The 17,105-nt window shown below is 69.7% G+C and carries 17 protein-coding genes; 6 read left to right on the plus strand and 11 right to left on the minus strand.

The annotated features are described in order from the left end of the window. Positions 1-6 precede the first annotated feature (6 nt). From ACQQ2N_RS20820 to ACQQ2N_RS20835, 4 genes are read right to left on the minus strand one after another with little or no spacing between them, the layout of a single operon-like run. Entirely contained in the window at positions 7-498 is a 492-nt protein-coding gene (locus ACQQ2N_RS20820; RefSeq protein WP_440223492.1) for a pilus assembly PilX family protein, read from the minus strand. A 9-nt stretch (positions 499-507) separates the two neighbouring features. Continuing rightward, positions 508-1,686, minus strand: coding sequence for a PilW family protein (locus ACQQ2N_RS20825; RefSeq protein WP_440223493.1), 1,179 nt, complete (start codon positions 1,684-1,686; stop codon positions 508-510). Between the two features lie 14 nt (positions 1,687-1,700). Next, the gene (pilV, locus tag ACQQ2N_RS20830) at positions 1,701-2,243 is read right to left on the minus strand and encodes a type IV pilus modification protein PilV (RefSeq protein WP_440223494.1); all 543 of its coding nucleotides are present in this window, start codon (positions 2,241-2,243) and stop codon (positions 1,701-1,703) included. Continuing rightward, entirely contained in the window at positions 2,240-2,794 is a 555-nt protein-coding gene (locus ACQQ2N_RS20835) for a GspH/FimT family pseudopilin (RefSeq protein WP_440223495.1), read from the minus strand. Before ACQQ2N_RS20835 ends, pilV begins: the two co-directional genes overlap by 4 nt. A 186-nt stretch (positions 2,795-2,980) precedes the next feature. On the opposite strand from ACQQ2N_RS20835, the gene ACQQ2N_RS20840 reads away from it, so the two are divergent. Then, entirely contained in the window at positions 2,981-3,652 is a 672-nt protein-coding gene (locus ACQQ2N_RS20840) for a DUF6498-containing protein (RefSeq protein WP_440223496.1), read from the plus strand. Between the two features lie 205 nt (positions 3,653-3,857). Here ACQQ2N_RS20840 and ACQQ2N_RS20845 read toward each other — a convergent pair whose 3' ends face one another. Next, positions 3,858-4,469 carry a hypothetical protein gene (locus ACQQ2N_RS20845; RefSeq protein WP_440223497.1) on the minus strand — a complete coding sequence of 204 codons (612 nt, stop codon included), beginning with the start codon at positions 4,467-4,469 and terminating at the stop codon, positions 3,858-3,860. Positions 4,470-5,024: 555 nt separating this feature from the next. Here ACQQ2N_RS20845 and ACQQ2N_RS20850 point away from each other — a divergent pair. Both ACQQ2N_RS20850 and ACQQ2N_RS20855 read left to right on the plus strand, forming a co-directional pair. Next, positions 5,025-6,161: a glycosyltransferase family 4 protein gene (locus tag ACQQ2N_RS20850; RefSeq protein ID WP_440223498.1), complete on the plus strand. Its 1,137-nt coding sequence runs from the start codon at positions 5,025-5,027 to the stop codon at positions 6,159-6,161. Continuing rightward, positions 6,158-6,697 carry a phosphatase PAP2 family protein gene (locus ACQQ2N_RS20855; RefSeq protein WP_440223499.1) on the plus strand — a complete coding sequence of 180 codons (540 nt, stop codon included), beginning with the start codon at positions 6,158-6,160 and terminating at the stop codon, positions 6,695-6,697. Before ACQQ2N_RS20850 ends, ACQQ2N_RS20855 begins: the two co-directional genes overlap by 4 nt. Before the next feature lie 66 nt (positions 6,698-6,763). Here the strand turns inward: ACQQ2N_RS20855 and ACQQ2N_RS20860 are convergent, their stop codons facing one another. The 4 genes from ACQQ2N_RS20860 to ACQQ2N_RS20875 form a co-directional block, all read right to left on the minus strand. Further along, positions 6,764-7,645, minus strand: a complete 882-nt coding sequence (locus tag ACQQ2N_RS20860; RefSeq protein ID WP_440223500.1) for a carbon-nitrogen hydrolase family protein — start codon at positions 7,643-7,645, stop codon at positions 6,764-6,766. Next, positions 7,642-8,238: a GNAT family N-acetyltransferase gene (locus tag ACQQ2N_RS20865; protein ID WP_440223501.1), complete on the minus strand. Its 597-nt coding sequence runs from the start codon at positions 8,236-8,238 to the stop codon at positions 7,642-7,644. The genes ACQQ2N_RS20860 and ACQQ2N_RS20865 overlap by 4 nt, the downstream gene beginning before the upstream one ends. 72 nt (positions 8,239-8,310) lie before the next feature. Beyond that, positions 8,311-8,478, minus strand: a complete 168-nt coding sequence (locus tag ACQQ2N_RS20870; protein ID WP_440223502.1) for a hypothetical protein — start codon at positions 8,476-8,478, stop codon at positions 8,311-8,313. 480 nt (positions 8,479-8,958) lie between these two features. Continuing rightward, positions 8,959-10,776 (minus strand): DUF885 domain-containing protein, encoded by a 1,818-nt coding sequence (locus ACQQ2N_RS20875; protein ID WP_440223503.1) that lies wholly within the window; start codon positions 10,774-10,776, stop codon positions 8,959-8,961. Positions 10,777-10,950: 174 nt separating this feature from the next. On the opposite strand from ACQQ2N_RS20875, the gene ACQQ2N_RS20880 reads away from it, so the two are divergent. The 3 genes from ACQQ2N_RS20880 to ACQQ2N_RS20890 all read left to right on the plus strand — a co-directional run bounded on the left by ACQQ2N_RS20880 (position 10,951) and on the right by ACQQ2N_RS20890 (position 15,048). Then, on the plus strand, positions 10,951-11,796 hold the full coding sequence (locus ACQQ2N_RS20880; RefSeq protein WP_440223504.1) for a 23S rRNA (adenine(2030)-N(6))-methyltransferase RlmJ: 846 nt from the start codon (positions 10,951-10,953) through the stop codon (positions 11,794-11,796). 61 nt (positions 11,797-11,857) lie between these two features. Further along, the gene (locus ACQQ2N_RS20885) at positions 11,858-12,349 is read left to right on the plus strand and encodes a Slp family lipoprotein (protein ID WP_440223505.1); all 492 of its coding nucleotides are present in this window, start codon (positions 11,858-11,860) and stop codon (positions 12,347-12,349) included. Between the two features lie 95 nt (positions 12,350-12,444). Then, on the plus strand, positions 12,445-15,048 hold the full coding sequence (locus ACQQ2N_RS20890; RefSeq protein ID WP_440223506.1) for a lamin tail domain-containing protein: 2,604 nt from the start codon (positions 12,445-12,447) through the stop codon (positions 15,046-15,048). Between the two features lie 57 nt (positions 15,049-15,105). On the opposite strand, the gene ACQQ2N_RS20895 is transcribed toward ACQQ2N_RS20890, so the two are convergent. Then, the gene (locus tag ACQQ2N_RS20895; RefSeq protein ID WP_440223507.1) at positions 15,106-16,113 is read right to left on the minus strand and encodes a glycoside hydrolase family 5 protein; all 1,008 of its coding nucleotides are present in this window, start codon (positions 16,111-16,113) and stop codon (positions 15,106-15,108) included. Positions 16,114-16,212: 99 nt separating this feature from the next. Beyond that, on the minus strand, positions 16,213-17,103 hold the full coding sequence (locus ACQQ2N_RS20900) for a DMT family transporter (protein ID WP_440223508.1): 891 nt from the start codon (positions 17,101-17,103) through the stop codon (positions 16,213-16,215). Positions 17,104-17,105: the final 2 nt, after the last annotated feature.

Raw genomic sequence — 17,105 nt, forward strand, 5'->3', positions numbered from 1 at the left:
GCGGGATCAATACACGTAGATGGTCTGGACGGTCGCCCACGCGGCGACGTCGACGGCGCTGCCGGGATCCTTCTCCTGGCCCGAGATCACATAGAAGCGCGGCTTCCTGTTCGGGTCGGTGCCGACGATGCCGCCACGGCGCTCCGGGCAAGCCCCGCCGCAGGTGCGCACGCGCTGCTGGAACTGGATCGTGGGTGGGAACGTGGTGAGCCAGCTCGACCAAGGCGACGTGTTCGTCGCCGGCAACGGGATGGGAATGTCCGGGATGTTGTCGTACGCCCACAGCGTATCGCTGACGTTGATGCGGCCTTCGGCCATGCGGCCCTCGGAGCGCTCGAACGCGACCTGCTGTGCGCGGAAGTTGCCGGACATGCGTTCCTGCAGCATCGTGACCTGCATGGCCGCGACGCCGATCAGCGTCATGAGGATCAGCATGACCAGCGCGACGAACAGCACGGCGCCGCGCGGCCGCCGGAGGGAAGGAATGCGACGTGTCATGGACATGCCTCAGGAGTTGAACAGGCGGTTGCGGAGACCGATCGTGGTCTCGTAGACCTCGCGGATGAGGCCGTCGCCGGGGCGCGTGATCGAGGTGCCGAGCAGCGTGTAGGTACGTGCGTCGGCTGCGCCCATGGAGGGATCGGGACTGCGGATCAGCAGCGCGACCTGCACGCTGACGACACGCGACCAGGCGCGATCGATCTCGATCGGGTTGGTGAGGCCGGCGGCGACCTGCTGGGCCGTCCGGTACTCGTCGATCGCGCCGTCGGGAACGGCCGTGGTGTCGTAGCCGAAACGCAGCTGCATGTTCTCGACGCCGTCGACGAGCTCCTCGTCGGCCGCGAGCGTCATGTTGGTGCGGTCGAAACGGCGCACGTACAGCGAGGGATTGCCCGCGGCGTTGTTGCGCACGTAGAGCGCGATGTACTCGCCGCGGTGCAGTTCGGCATTGAACGTGGAGTCGCCCACGATCGGCTTCGCGTTGAGGTAGGCATTCGAGATGCGGTAATCCCACGGACAGTTGCCACAGGTGGGATCGAGATAGACGTTCGACGCGGACACGCCGTTGGCCGTGACGATGAGGCCCGTCGAATCGAGCGAACCCGCGAAGATGTCGGCCGAACGGCAGTTCTGCATGCCAAGAACGGAAAGGTTGCCCGCAGCCGGAAGGAACGCCGTCGACTGAGGACCGACGCCGACCGTGAGGATGTTGGCGGCACGCTGCACGTTGACGATCGGCACGCTCTCCTCGCTGAACACGCGCAGGATCAGCACGTCGCTGCCGGCCGTGAACGCGGTCGCCGACAGGTCGGACGGCGCGGTCATCGAGCCGGCCGTGAACGCCTCGATCGGACGCGTGAAGCGGAAGCGGTCACCACCCGGAACGGTCTTGTTCCACAGCGCGAAATGGTTGACGAAACTTTCCTGCTCGATGCGGCCTGCGTCGGCGCCGCATCCCATGTAGCCGACCATGCGCAGCTGGCGCTGCAGGAACTGCGTCGCGAAACGGCCGTTCTCCTGGACGCGCGAGAGGCCCTCCTGCAGCTGCGCGCTCGAGCGCGAGGCACCGAAGATCTGGATGATGCCGAGCAGGAGCAGCGATGCGATGAGCAGCGCGACCATGAGCTCGATGAGCGAGACGCCGCGGCTGCGGGGCACGGAGAGCGTGGAGTGCGAAGGATTCATGCGTTGACCTGCCCTTACATGCGGCTCGAGACGACGAAGACACTGAACTGGCCATCGGTACCGGCACCGGGGCCACCCGCCGTGAGGCCGGCGCCGAACGTCGCCGCGTCGGCCGTGCAACGGCCTGCCGCCGAACCGGCCGCCGACTCCCAGCGCGCATCGCTCCAGCGGATGCAGATGGCGACTTCGGTCGCACTGATCGGCGCAACCGCGCCGCGTCCTTCGGGAAGCAGGCAGGCGATCTGCTGGCGCCAGAAGGCGAGATCACGCCCGGCGGCATCCGACGCGGTGGCGACGCCGGGCGTGCACGTCGCTGCAGGATAGGAATCGCTGTAATAGTTCAACAGCGCACCGCGGTTCGCGCGCATGCTGTCCATGATCATGTTGGCCAGCGCGGTGGCCTGCGAACGCAGGTGCGCACTCTGGTTGGTCTTGACCGAATAGACCTGAAGCGCGGCGAGGCCGAGCAGGCCGAAGCTCATGATGAGCAGTGCGATGAGCACCTCGAGCAGCGTGAAGCCGCGTGCGATGCCACGGAGGCAACGGGACGTCGTCATGCGCAGGGCACCTTGGAAGAGCCGGAGCGCCCCATCGCGGAGATCGTGATGGTGCGCTGCTGGTCGTTGCTGCAGTTGCTGGCCGGCTTGAGCGTGAACGCGAGCGGCGGCACGGACGGACTCGAGAACGCCTGGCCACGCGTGTCGAAGCGGATGAAGTTCTGCGCGGGCGACATCGTCATCGTGTTGCGCTCGTTGGCGATGCCCGAGCGGATCAGGTTCGCGTTGCTGTAGGCAGGCCCGGCACCCGAGGCGGCTGTGTCGACGAAGATCAGCCAGCCACGTGACCAGTCCGCGGCGGCGCCGCAGCCGGCGGGCACTCCCGTGCGTGTATCGGCAGCGCAGATCGTGACCGGCCGCGTTCGCGTGATCGCCTCGTTGCGCGCGAAATTGAGCGCGGCGAGGAAGTCGTTGGCCTGCGTCGTCACGCGGTTGCCGCGCAGGCTCGAACTGAAGCTCGGCAGCGCGATGGCGCCGAGGATCGCGATGATCGAAATGACCACGAGCAACTCGATGAGCCCGAAGCCCGAAGCCCGCTGGCGGGATGCCATGTTCATGCCTTCCCCAAGGAGGTACTTTTCCGGTGCATGAAGCCTAGGCACCCTCCCCACGGGGAACAAGCACGGCGCGGCGCGAGGTAGCATTCGGCGGACGAGCGGCGCGGCCGCAGGTGCGGGGAACGGTCCCCTCCCGGCCCGGCCCCGCCCCACGTATCCCGACAGACAGGAAGCTGCCCGATGACCGCGCCCCCTGCCCCGCCCGCGCCCTCGCGAGGCCTGCGTGCCGAACTCGGGGGCCTGCTGCTGGCCAACGGCCTGATCCTCGTCCTCGCGTTGTGGAATCGCTGGCCGGCCAGCTACGTGCTGTGGCCGTTCTGGATCCAGAGCGTCGCGATCGGTGTCCTGCAGGCGCACCGCATGTTCTCGCTCAAGCGGTTCAGCACCGAAGGCCTCAAGGCGAACGGAAGGCCCGTGCCGCAGACCGAGGCCGGCAAGCGCAGCACGACGTGGTTCTTCGTGCTGCATTACGGGATGTTCCACCTGTTCTATTTCGTGTTCCTCGCTTCGGCGAAACCCGTGCCCGCGTCGGACTGGGCCTGGGTGCTGTTCGGCGGCGCGGCGTTCCTGTTCGGCGCACTGCGCGAACAGCCGAACGTGCTCGCGCGCGATGCACTCGGCAGGCCGAACCTCGGCGCGCTGATGTTCCTGCCCTACCTGCGCGTCGTGCCGATGCACCTGTCGATCTTCGCGACGGCATCCGAGGTGACGGGCCCGCTCACGATGACGCTCGTGATCGCCCTCAAGACGGCCTCGGACCTCGGCATGGCCTGGGGCGAGCGCGCGATCGAGGCGGCAGCGCTCGCGAAGTCGAAGCGCAAGGGCAAGAAGAACGACGGGGAGAAGGCTTGAACACGCAAAGCCCCGGCGCGAGACGGTTTCGGAGGGATCCGCCGTCGCGGTGGGAGCGATCCGTGATGGTTGCGGGGCGTGTGCTGGATGGCGCCGGACGATTCTGTGTCTGCGCCTTCGCACGATGCTTGACGGTCCGCTCTCACCACACGGTGAGGGCCTGAGAGGGCCGAAGCCGCTCCCGGCACGCCCGTCGCTGCTGCGATCAGCCGCCCCAGACGACCTCGGGCGGTGCCCGACACCGGTCCACGGGTTGCGGCTCCTCCGACCGGCTGTCGAGCAGCCAGCAGTCGTCGAGCACCGAGCAGTAGCACAGGCGCAGCCGGATGCCGCGACGCTCGCGCACGAGCGCCTCGAAGACGGGGTTGGGCGCCTTCGGCGGCGCGACGCGCAGCAGCTTGATCCACTCGTCCTGCCCGACGACGCGACGCTGGATGCCGCTCGTGAACACGTCGAGCCCGTCGACCTCGGCATCGACACGCCCGCAGCAGGCGCGCAGCAGCGCATCGGCACCGCGCACCGGCGTGTCGTCGTGGCTGACTTCGGCCCAGCGCACGCGCGCAGGACCGGTGCCACGATTGATCAGGTCGAGCGACACCTCCGACGTGCCGTCCGGCGCCGCGTCGCTGGTGCCGAAGATCAACGAAGGCCACACGCTCGCCGCGAGCATGCGCTCCTGCGTGCGGTTGGCACTGATCGCGACGACCAGCGACACCACCGAGATCAGGATCGCGCTCGCCCCGATGACGATCTCGAACCAGCGGCTGCGGTAGCGCGGGGCGGCGCGCGGCGCGGGAGGCGGAATCGGGTCGGTCATGCGGAAAACTCCTTCGTCGCGCAGGGTCTATCGGCACGAGGTGCATGGCAGTGTGCCATTGCGTCGGCCACGCCGCGCGCCTCGTGAAACCGTCACCGCCGAAGGAACCGCCTGTCGCTCCTGCGCAAGCTTTGGTGGCCTGCACATCACGGCCTGCGCTTGCTGCTGCCGGTCTACGCGATCCGCTTTCCACCGAGATCCCGGCATAGGCATCGAAAGCGTATTGACGGCAGCGCGCAGCACCGACCATCGGAGCCAAGCCCCCCCTGACGCGCCGAGCGGCGCATCGATCGAAAGCTGCAGGAACTGGATTCCGGCCTGCGCCGGAATGACTCACCTTCCAGGACGCGACCACACCACACGGTCATCCCGGCGAAGGCCGGGATCCAGCGCCCCTGCCTCGCCAACGCCCATCAACATTACGACGGAGGCTTTTCACCGCCTCGCCACGCCACGACACCCGCCCACCACCGTCACGCCATTGCAGCAGTCCCGACACCGCCGCTTCACGCAACCACGCGACGCTTGTCGCACCGCCCGCGGGGAGACGTGGACATGCGCGTCGCGATCGTCACCGAGACCTGGCCGCCCGAGATCAACGGCGTCGCCCTCACCGTGCACGCGCTGGCGTCCGGCCTGCATGCGCTCGGCCACGAGGTCGAGGTGATCCGTCCGCAGCAGGCGGACGAATCGAAGACACGCGAGGACGGCTTCGACACGCTGCTGGTCGGCGGCGGCACGCTGCCGCGCTATCCCTCGCTGCGCTTCGGCCTGCCCTCGCCATGGCTGCTGTCGCGACGCTGGCGCGCGAAGCGCCCCGATGCGCTTTACGTCGCTACCGAAGGCCCGCTCGGCCACAGCGCGCTCGGCGCGGCACGACGCCTCGGCATCCCCGCCTGCACGGGCTTCCACACGCGCTTCGACGATTTCGCCCGCCACTACGGCCTCGGCTGGCTCACGCCGCTCGTGTTCGCGGGCATGCGCCGCTTCCACAACCGTGCGGGTTCCACGCTCGTGCCGACGCTCGAGCTCGCCTCGTTCCTCGGGTCGAACGGCTTCCGCCACGTGCGCGTGCTGCGCCGCGCGGTCGACACCACGCAGTTCAACCCCGCGCATCGTGACGAGGCGCTGCGTCGTGCCTGGGGCGTGTTCGACGATTCGCCGGTGGTGATCCACGTCGGCCGTCTCGCCGCCGAGAAGAACCTCGATGTCGCGGTCGCGGCGTTCCGCGCGATCCAGCAGCGCCATCCGCTCGCGCGCATGGTGATCGTCGGCGATGGCCCCGAACGGACTCGCCTCGCCGCCGAGCACGGCGACATCATCTTCACGGGCGCGCGCCGCGGCGAGGATCTCGCGCGCCACTATGCGAGCGGCGACCTGTTCCTGTTCCCGAGCATCACCGAGACCTTCGGCAACGTCACCCTCGAGGCGATGGCGAGCGGCGTGCCGGTCGTCGCCTACGACTACGGCGCCGCGCGCGAACACATCACCGGCCCCGGCGACGGTGTGCGCGTGCCGTTCGGCGACGACGAGGCCTTCGTGCGCATGGCCGCGGCACTTGCCGATGCGCCGCAACGGCGAGAACTCATGCGACGGCGCGCACGCGCCGCCGTCGAGGACCTGCATCCCGGATCGGTCGCTACGGCCTTCGCCGACGTGCTCGCCGACCTCGCGCTGAGGAAGGCGGCATGAACGGCCTCGCGCGCTGGCAGCGTTTCGAGCGCCTGAGCGGCGACGTGCGCCTGTGCCTCGCGTGCAACCGCTGGGGCGCGCGGCGCGCGATCGTGCGCGTGTTCCGCATCGTCAGTCGTCTCGGCGACGGCGTGTTCTGGTACGTCGCGATGCTCGCGATCGCGCTGCTCGGCGGTGCGAACGGGCCGACCGCAGCGCTGCACATGCTGCTGACGGGCGGTGTCGCCGCCCTGCTCTACCGTACGCTCAAGCGCTGGACGCGTCGTCCGCGGCCGTTCCGCGCCCACGCCGGCATCGTCGCGCACCTGCCGCCGCTCGACGAGTACAGCTTTCCGTCGGGCCACACGCTGCACGCGGTGACGTTCACGCTGGTGGCCCTCGCGTGGTTCCCGGTGCTGGCCTGGATCCTCGTGCCGTTCACGGTGCTCGTGGCGATGTCGCGCGTCGTGCTCGGCCTGCACTACCCGAGCGACGTGCTGATGGCCACGGCCATCGGTTTCGTGCTCGCGGAAGTGTCGATCGGTCTTGTCGTGTAGGAGCGTTTCCGGCCGGCAACCGGTTGCGGCGACGTCGGCGCGGAAGCTCCGCGCCCGGAAGCGCTCCTACAACTTTTCGAGCGCCGCGCGCACGACCGCGGGGCGCTGCTGCTGCGGCCAGTCGGCGAAGATGCCGACCTGCGCATCGCGCTTGAACGCATCGAGCGCGGCCAGGTCGAGTTGCGCATGCACCCAGCCGTCGCGCGCGAGCGCGACGACGCCATCCGATGGAAAGCCACGGTCGACCGGCGAGTAGATGCCCGCCGTGCCCGTGTTGACGTCGAGCGCAGGGCTCCACGCGGCCTCGCCCGCCGTGACCGCGCAGGTGACGTAGACCTGGTTCTCCATCGCACGCGCCTGGCAGCCGTAGCGCACGCGGTGCGCGCCGGCATCGGTGTCGGTGCAACTCGGCACGAGGATGACACGCGCACCCGCCTCGCACTGCGCACGCGCGTAGAGCGGGAATTCGATGTCGTAACAGATGTCGATCGCGACGCGGCCGAAAGCGGTCTCGAACACCTTGAGCGCGTCGCCGGGTTCGATCACCTGCGCGGCGCGCTCGAAGCCGGTCAGGCAGAGCTTGTCCTGGAACGCGAGCGTGCCGTCCGGCGATGCGAAGTAGGCGCGGTTGCGGTAACGGCCACCGCCGACCTCGAGCAGGAAACTGCCCGCGACGAGGTAGATGCGGTACTTGCGCGCAAGCTCGGCCGACAGCGCAGTGAACTCGCCGTGCAGCGGCTGCAGCGCGGCCAGCGAACCGACGAAGTCCTCGCGCGTCGCATGCTCGAGCGCACCGGCGGCCTCGAGCGCGAGGTACTCGGGCAGCACGACGACGTGCGCGCCGGCGGCGACCGCCGTGGCAACTTCGCGCTCGACGCGCGCGAGGAAATCGGCGAACGACGACGGCTCGCCGATCGCATACTGGGCTGCGGCAACATTGACCTTCACGGGTTCACCTCGAGCGGGCGCAGCCAGAAGGCCAGCGCGTGATGCGACTCGGCGTCGGCGCCGACTTCCTTCCAGTCGATTTCGCAACGCATGTCGGGCTGTCGTACGTAGCCGCGCTTGGTCCAGAACACGTCGTTCGGACGGAAGCCCTCGGGGCGGCGCGGATCGTCGTCCTCGCGCACGACGGCGCAGAAGGCGGTCGTGGTGAACCGACCGAGCCTGCGCGCGTAGGCTTCGCGCTCGTCGAAGAAGCGATGGCCGAGGCCGTGCCCGCGGTACTCGGGCAGCAGCACCGATTCGCCGAAATAGAACACGTCGCCGAGCGCGAAGCCGCGCTCGAGGAACGGCCGCTGGAACGCGGCCGTCTCGTCGGTCAGCGGGATGCCGGTCGAGGCACCGACGACGCGGTCGCCATCGAAGGCGAGCACGAACAGGCTCTCGGGGGACTTCGCGTAGGTCGCGAGGTACTTGGCCTCGTACGCGGCATCGCCGTCGTAGAGGTACGGGAACGCGCGGAACACGCTGATGCGCAGGCGCGCGAGGTCGTCGAGGTGTGGCGCGATCGCGCCACCGGAGAAGGTGCGGATGTCCATCGGGCCATGGTAGCGGGTCGTTGCGACCCGACGATGGGTCGCAACGTCGCAGCATTCAAGCCGCACGGTGCTTCAGAACATCCAGCGCCAGGCCCCCGACCAGCCGATCACCCAGGCGAGGCCGAACGCGGTCCAGAACGACTGCTTGAGCGTGCGCCACACGACCCAGGCACCGACCGCCACGAGCAGCACGGGCAGCCAGCGGCGCAGGGTTTCGCGGGCTTCGTTGGACAGTGTCATGGCGTTCTCCTCCGCACCCCGATGGTGCGGAGCCAGCATGCCGTCGCGACGCCCGCGCCATCAGGCACGGGCGTCAGCGATCGTGCGTGACGCCTGTCACCCCACTGCTGTCCGGGGAAAGTTCGAGGCGAAGGCTTGAAAGCTTTTTTTGCTTCAGGCTCCCGGCGATGAATGCCGGGATGCCGACTTGTTTCGCGGCAACGCGGCATCGCGCGCGCTTTTTCCCTTCTCCCTCCGGGAGAAGGTGGCCCGCAGGGCCGGATGAGGGTCCGGGATCGCGACAATGTTCGAACGTGGTCTCGACCCCGCACCCTCTCCCCAACCCCTCTCCCGGAGGGCGAGGGGCTCAAGCGCGACGCCACTGCGGGAGGACGCGTCGTGATCGTGAAGTCGCACGACGCCGAGCACAGGGAACACCACGCGACAGCTCCGCTGACGGCGCGACGCGGCGCGCCGACTTTCCCCGGACAGCAGTGCCTGTCACCCAGCCTTCTTCGCCGCGATCCAGTCGTCGACGACGCGCTCGAGCAGCGCCATCGGCAGCGAGCCGCTGGTCAGCACGGCATCGTGGAAGTCGGCGAGGTTGAAGCGGTCGCCGAGCTCGGCCTTGGCCTTGTCGCGCATCGCGAGGATGCGCAGCATGCCGGCCTTGTAGGCCAGCGCCTGGCCCGGCGCGACGAAGTAGCGCTCGATCTCGGCGGTGACGTCACCCTCGCCCATGCCGGTGTTCTCGAGCATGTAGGCGATCGCCTGCTCGCGCGTCCAGCGCTTGTGGTGGATGCCGCTGTCCACGACCAGTCGCACCGCGCGCATCATCTCGTCGCGCAGGCGGCCGAGGTTGTCGAGCGGATCGTTCTGGAAGCCGAGTTCCCAGGCGAGGCGTTCGGTGTACAGCGCCCAGCCTTCCGAGTACGCGGTGAACGGCAGGATGCGGCGGAAGAACGGCACGCCGGTGAGTTCCTGCGCGATCGCGATCTGGAAGTGGTGGCCCGGGATCGCCTCGTGGTAGGCCAGCGTGCGCATCGCGAACTTCGGCGTCTCGCCCGGATCGCGCATGTTGGCGAAGAACACGCCGGGACGCGAACCGTCGAACGCGCCGGGCTGGTAGTAAGCACCGGGCGCGGTCTTCTCGGAGAACTCGGGCACCGGCTTGACCTCGACGCCGAGCTTGGGACGCGCACGGAAAGCATCGCCGAGCTTGGAATCGATGTCGTCGATGATCGCCTGGTACTGCGCGATCATCGCGGCCTTGCCTTCGGGCGTGTTCGGGAACATCTGGTCCGGCTGGCGCGCGAGCTGCTGCAGGCGTGGACCGACCGGGCCTTCCTCGAGCCCTTGCGCACGCAGGATCGCGTCCATCTCGCCACCGATGCGGGCAACCTCGGCGAGGCCGAGTTCGTGCACCTGGTCGGGCGTCATGTCCGAGGTGGTGTGGCTGCGCACGCACCACGCGTAGTAGGCCTCGCCATCCGGCAGGTTCCACACGCCGTGGTTGCCCTGCGCCTTCGGCGCGAGCGCGGTGAAGTAGGCGATGAGTTCGCGGTAGGCCGGGTAGACGTCCGTGGAGATCGATGCCTCGACCTCGCCGAGCAGCTTCGTGCGCGCGTCGGCGTCGAGCTTGTCGCCGAGGCCGTCGAGCTTGGTCACGAACGTCGTGTAGAGCATGTGCTGCTTCGGCTCGACCGCGATGAAGGCCTTCATCTGGTCGAGCACCTTCTCGACCGTGAACTGCGGCGGCACCACGCCCTTGCCTTCGCGCAGGCGCAGGCCGTCGAGCACCTGGGCGAAGTAGCGCGGGAACTGGCGCAGGCGCGCGATGTAGGCCTCGGCGTCGGCCGGCGCATTGACCGGATGCTGCTGGGCCATGAAATCCGGCAGCGAGGACTGTGCGCCGAACATCTGGTTGACCGGGTAGTCGAGGTAGCGGAAGCGGTCGCCTTCGACCTGATCGGCGAGGAAGTACTCGAGCACGTCGAACGACAGGCGCCCCTGCGCGTCCATCGCATCGCGGTCATAGGTGCGCAACGTGTCGAGGTCGCCCTTGAGCTTGGCCATGAGCTCGTCGGCGCGCGCGGCCGACACGTCGTCGAGCTTGTCGCTGTAGAAATCGGCCCACGGCGGCAGCACGCGCAGGCTGCTGAGCATCTGCGGGCTCTGCAGCGCGAACTGTGCGAACACGCGCCCGTAGAACCAGTCGACCTTGGCCGGCTTGAAGTACCAGACGTGCACGAACAGCGCACCGAGCAGCAGCAAGGCCGCGAGCACGAGCCACCCCAACGTCTTGAACACGATGCGCATGCGGACCACTCCCCTGGAAAGCCGCGTACTCTAGCAGCGCGGCGACGTGCCGCGGAGGCCGCCGTGCACGGGGTGCACTGCTAGACTGCGCACCGTGCGTCGCGCCCGATGCGGCGCGGACGCCGCATCGGGCGCGCGACGGGGGTCGACGCGCCGGGCCTTCGGACACCACGCATGAACTACCGCCACGCCTTCCACGCCGGCAACTTCGCCGACGTCCTCAAGCACACCGTGCTGATCGGCCTCGTCGAGGCTCTCAAGGCCAAGCAGACTGCGTTCTGCTACATGGACACGCATTCGGGCCGTGGCCGCTACGCGCTCGACGGTTCCGAGGCCACGCGCACGGGCGAGGCCGGCGACGGCATCCAGCGCCTGCTCGCTGCGACGCGCGCGCCGGCCCTCGTGCACGTCTACGTCAACCTCGTGCGTGCGCTCAACGCGCACGGCGACGCGGTCGCGCAGTACCCGGGCTCTCCGCTGATCGCGAGCCTGCTCATGCGCGAGCAGGACCGCGGCATCCTCTGCGAGCTGCACCCCGAGGAAGCGGCCGCGCTCAAGGCGCTGTTCCGCGGCGATACGCGCTTCGCCGTGCACGAGCGCGACGGCTACGGCGCGATGAAGGCCCTGCTGCCGCCGAAGGAGCGCCGCGGCCTCGTGCTCATCGATCCGCCGTTCGAAGCCCAGGAAGCCGAGTACGACACGATCGCGGCCGCGCTCGAGGAGGCGCGCACGCGCTGGCCGACCGGCATGTACGCGGTGTGGTACCCGATCAAGCTGCGCCAGCACGTGCAGAAGTTCCACCGCTGGCTCGCCCGCAGCGGCTTCGGCAAGGTGCTCGTCGCCGAACTGCTGCTGCATCCGGACAACTCGGCGCTGCGCCTCAACGGCTGCGGCATGGCCATCGTCAACCCGCCATGGATGTTCGAGCGTCCGCTCGCCGAACTGCTGCCCGCGCTGCAGGCCTCGCTGTCGCAGGGCCGCCACGGCAGCCACCGCCTCGAGTGGCTCGCGAAGGACTGAGCTGACGCGCGCGGCGTTTGCGCGGACAATCAGGCCCGTCCCTTATCGTGATGCCCGCGCCATGATGTCGATCCGCCTGCTCGCTCCCGTCGTCCTCGCCGCCCTGCTCGCCGGCTGCGCGACGCCCGTGTTCAAGGACGCGACGTATCGCGCCGACCTCGCCGCGAGCGACGTGCAGGCCGCGCCCGACGGCCTGCAGGGTACCGAGGTGCTCTGGGCCGGCCGCATCCTCACGGTCGAGAACCGTGCCGACACGACAGAGATCGAGATCGTGTCCTACCCGCTCGACCGCGACCGCGCGCCTATCACCGATTCGCCGACGCAAGGCCGCTTCATCCTCGTGCTGCCGGGCTACGCCGAAGCCGCCGACTACCAGGCCGGCCGCCACCTGACCGTGCACGGCGTGCTCGCCGGCGTGCGTGTCGGCCGCGTCCAGGAAGCCGAGTACGTCTACCCGCTCGTGCGTGGCCGCGCCGTGCACGTGTGGCCGTGGGGCTTCATGCTCGATCGCCGCCCGCGCGTGAGCATCGGCGTCGGCGTGGGCATCCGCTGACGCGGACCGTCACGCCGTCGTCACGCGGCATCCCGAGACTGCCGCCCCGATGCGCCTCCGCGACGGCGGCGCGCTTGCCTGACGGGGATCCCACCATGAATCGACACGGCCGATGCCGGCGCGCTGCGCTGGCCGCATGCAGCCTGCTGCTCGCGGGCACTGCGCACGCCCAGATGCGCATCACCGAGTACATGTACCAGGGTGCGAACGGCGAATTCGTGGAGTTCACGAACGTCGGCGAGACGCCGATCGACATGAGCGGCTGGAGCTTCGACGACGACAGCGCCCTGCCCGGCACGGTCCCGCTCGGCGACTTCGGCGTCGTGCGTCCCGGCGAGTCGGTGATCATGACCGACGTGCCCGCCGACGCGTTCCGCAAGGCCTGGGGCCTGTGCGCGGAGACGCGCATCGTCGTCAACACGGCAGTCGGCCTCGGCCGCAACGACGTGATCCATCTCTACGACGGCAACGACGCACTCGTCGATCGCCTCGCGTTCGGCGACCAGACGTTTCCGGGCTCGTTCCGCACGCAGAACATCAGCGCCTGGGTGCCGGCCTCGGCGCTCGGCGGCGACAACGTGCTCGCATGGGTGGCCTCGACGCTCGGCGATGCCGAAGACTCGCGCACCTCGACAGGCGGCGACCTCGGCAGCCCGGGCCTCAGCACGCGCGCCGCGCATCCGTTCTCGGCCTGCGTGACCCTCGGTGGCATCGTGCGCATCACCGAATACATGTACCAGGGTACTGACGGCGAGTTCATCGAGTTCACCAACGTCGGCGACCAGCCCGTCGACATGGCCGGCTGGAGTTTCGACGACGACAGCAACCTGCCCGGCAGCGTGCCGCTCGGCGCATTCGGCAGCCTGCAGGCCGGCGAGTCGGTGCTGCTGACCGACGTCGCTGCCGACGCGTTCCGCACCGCCTGGGGCCTCTGCGACGGCGTCAAGGTGATCGGCATGAACCCGGCCGGCCTCGGCCGCAACGACGTCATCCACCTCTACGACGCGGACGGCGAACCGGTCGATCGCCTCGCCTACGGCGACCAGACGTTCCCGGGCTCGTTCCGCACGCAGAACGTCAGCGCCTGGGCGCCGGCTTCGGCACTCGGCTCCGACACGATCCTGGGGTGGGTCGCCTCGACGCTCGACGATGCCGAGGACTCGCGCCGTTCGCTCGGCCTCGACCTCGCCAGCCCTGGCACCAGCGCGCGCGTCGTGCGCACGTACGATCCCTGCGTCGGCACGCCGGGCGCGCCGGTGCTGACCGTCGACGCCGCGACGACCTCGATCCACCTCGACCTCGCCGTCAACGGCAGCGGTGCGGCCAGCGGCGTCATCGGCGATCCGACCGATCCGCTCGCGACGGTCGGCATCGGCTTCACCGTGGCACCGGGCGAAGGCGGCGACGTCGGCGCGATCGAGGTCAGCGTGACGAGCAGCCGTGCCGAGGTCGTCGACGCGACCGGCCTGCTGCTGACCGGCGAAGGCGACGCGCGCCAGCTGCGCATCGTGCCGCACGGCGTCGGCCACGCCGATATCAGCGTGCGCGCGGCGACGCCGACCGGCGACCTCGCGACCTACGTGATCCGCTACGCAGCCTCGGCCGCGGCACCGGTTCCGGCCGACGCGACGTTCCCGACCGGCTCCAGCGACGCTTCGGCGACGGCCGCGGTCGACGCGACCACGATGTTCGTCGCCGACGATGAAGGCCAGGTGCTGCGCCTGTTTGCACGCGACCGCTCGGGCCTCGCCCTGACCGGCTTCGACTTCACGAGCTCGCTCGGCCTCACCGACACCAGCGGCGGCCAGCCGCGCGAGGTCGACCTCGAAGCCGTCGCGCGCCGCGGCGACCGCCTGTACTGGATCGGCTCGCACGGCAACTCGAAGGACGGCGAGCTGCGCCCGAACCGCCAGCGCGTGTTCGCGACCGACCTCGCCGGCCGCGGTGCGCTCGCCTCGCTCGCCTACGCGGGCCGCTACGACCACCTGCGCACCGACCTGCTCGCCTGGGATGCCGCGAACGGCCACGGCCTCGGTGCGAACGCGCTCGGCTTCGCCGCCGCGACCGCGGTCGGCATGAGCCCCGACCTCGTCGACGGTTTCAACATCGAAGGCCTCGTGCTCGCGCCGGACGGCGACACGGTCTACCTCGCGTTCCGCGCGCCGCTGCTGCCGATCGCCGCGCGCACGCATGCGCTGCTCGTGCCGGTGCTCGATTTCGACGCGCTCGTCACGGGTGCGACGCCGGGCTCGCTGCCGGCCGGCTCGGCCACGTTCGGCACGCCGATCCTGCTCGACCTCGGCGGCCGCGGCGTGCGCAGCATCGACCGCAACGCCGACGGCGACTACGTCGTCACGGCCGGTCCGCCTGGTGTCGCCACGGGCATCGCGCCGTCGAACTTCCGCCTGTTCGGCTGGGACGGCCGCGCCGAAGGCCAGACCTTCCCGCTCGCCTACGACCTCGCCACGACCGGCAACACGGGCAGCTACGAGTCTCTGGTCGAGGTGCCGGCGACATTCGGCGCGCAGACCGTGCTGCAGCTCGTCGCCGACAACGGCGAGACCGTGTGGTACGCCGACGGCATCGTCGCCAAGGACCTCGCCGAGAAGCGCCACGCGAAGTTCCGCGTCGACACGATCCGCGTGCCGATGCCGATGCCGCGCGACGTGCTGTTCATCGACGGCATGGACGGCCGCTGAGGTTCCAATGGGCGGGCACGCCACGCGCGTGCCCGTCCGCACGGCACGAGCACGGCGTCAGTCGAAACCGTTCGCGAGGATGCGGTCGAGGTACGGCCGCAGCCACGCCATCTGCGGACGGTCGACCGTGTAGTTGGACGTCGGCTCGAGCGAGTACATGTAGTTGCCCCAGGCCGGACCCGCCGCCCACCACGTCCAGCCGAGCCAGACGTCGCGGTTCGCGTCCATGTAGTCGAGCGCGCTCTCGATCGACGTGCGGCAGGCCGCGTTGTCGGCGCCCGCGAATTCGCCGAGCAGGCCGCGCTTGCCGCGCGCGCGCAGCCATCCCGTCACCGCGCTGAGCCGGTTCGCGCCCGCGCCCGTCGCGCAGGTCGCCGACGTGCCCGAGGAATCGCCGTCGAAGTACTGGTGCAGTTCGTAGGCGTAGCGGTCGAGCGGATCGACGACGCCGCCCATGACCGTGCCGTTCGGCGTGCCGTACCAGTTCGACAGCCAGCTGTGCGCGCCGGTCCAGGCGTTGCCGGGCACGAGGATCAGCTGTGTCGCGCCGGCCTCGCGGATGCCGGCGATGCCCGCGTTCGCGGCCAGCAGCCAATCCTCGGTCGCCATCGAGTACGGCTCGTTCATGAGCCCGAACGCGACGCGCGGGTTGTCGCGGAACACGGTGGCGAGACGACGCCAGAAATCCTGGAACGCCGCGCGCGGCACCGCTGCCGAACCGATCACCTGGCCGTTGTAGCGCGCGTAGTTGTGCGGATCGAGGATGACTGTCGCACCGGCAGCGGTAGCCTGGGTCACGAACGTGGTCAGTGCATTCAACTGGGTCGTGTCCAACGCACCGTTCAGCGCCGGCTGCAGGCGCTCCCACGTGAACGGCACACGGAACACGTTCATGCCCTTGCCGCGGAAGTACGCGACCTCGGACGCGTTGGGCCAGAACGACTGTCCGCCGAACTCGGCGCCGGCGAGGTTGACGCCCATGAGCTCGGTCGCCGTGGCCGGCGAGGCGCCTGTCGCGAACGCGAGCAGCCCGGCCAGCGCGAATCGTCCGTGGAATCCCCGCATGCCCGCGCCCCGGTGTCGCCGGAGGATCGCCGGCGCCGGCATGATCGCGCGGAGGGAGGCGTCGCGAACGCGAACGTCATCGCGTTCGCGCGCGCCGCCTCAGCGCGCGGCGGCGATACCGCGGCGCCGCCACGGCACGAGTTCGAGCACGAGCGCGATCGCGACGAACACGAGGCCGAAACCGACCGCGCCGGCGACCGTGAGGTGTTCCTGCAGGAACAGCGCACCCCAGATCTGCGCGAACACGGGCACGAGGAACGTGTTGCTGACCGCCTTCTCGCTGCCGATGTCGGCGAGCAGGCGGAAGTACAGCGCATAGGCGAGGCCCGTGCAAAGCAGGCCGAGCACGAGCAGCGACACGATGACGATCGGCGCCGGCATCACCGTGGGCATCGCCCACGCACCGAGCGGCGCGAGCACGAGCGCGGCGCCGAGCTGGCTCGCACCGGCAAGCACGAGCGGATCGCTGCCCGCATGGCGGCGACGGATGTAGAGCGCGCCGTACGCGTACAGCGACGCTGCGGTCAGCGCGAGCGCGAACGCGCCGAGGGTCGCCGCATCGAGCGCGACGCTGCCGTAGCGCGCGAGCACGGCGACGCCGGCGAGGCCGACGATCACGCCGAGCAGCTTGGTCGCCGACGGCCGCTGGTGCAGCAGGCCCCACACGAACAGCACGGTCAGCAGCGGCACGGTGGCGTTGATCACCGCGAGGTAGCCAGCCGGCAGATGGCGCGCGGCGAACGCGAAGCACAGGAACGGCACCGCCGAGTTGATCGTGCCGAGCACGAGCCAGTCGCGCCACTGCGCGCGCAGGTTGAGCGAACGGCCGAGCAGGCGCAGCAGCACGACCAGCATCACCGCGGCGAGCGCGAGGCGCACAGCCGCCGTGAACGGCGCGCCGACGGCCGGCACGGTGATGCGCTGGAACAGGAACGAGGCGCCCCAGATCATGCCGAGCAGGACGAGGCGGAACAGCGACGACGCGGACATGG

It is taken from the genome of Dokdonella aquatica, from assembly GCF_051987395.1.
Taxonomy (GTDB): Bacteria; Pseudomonadota; Gammaproteobacteria; order Xanthomonadales; family Rhodanobacteraceae; genus Dokdonella.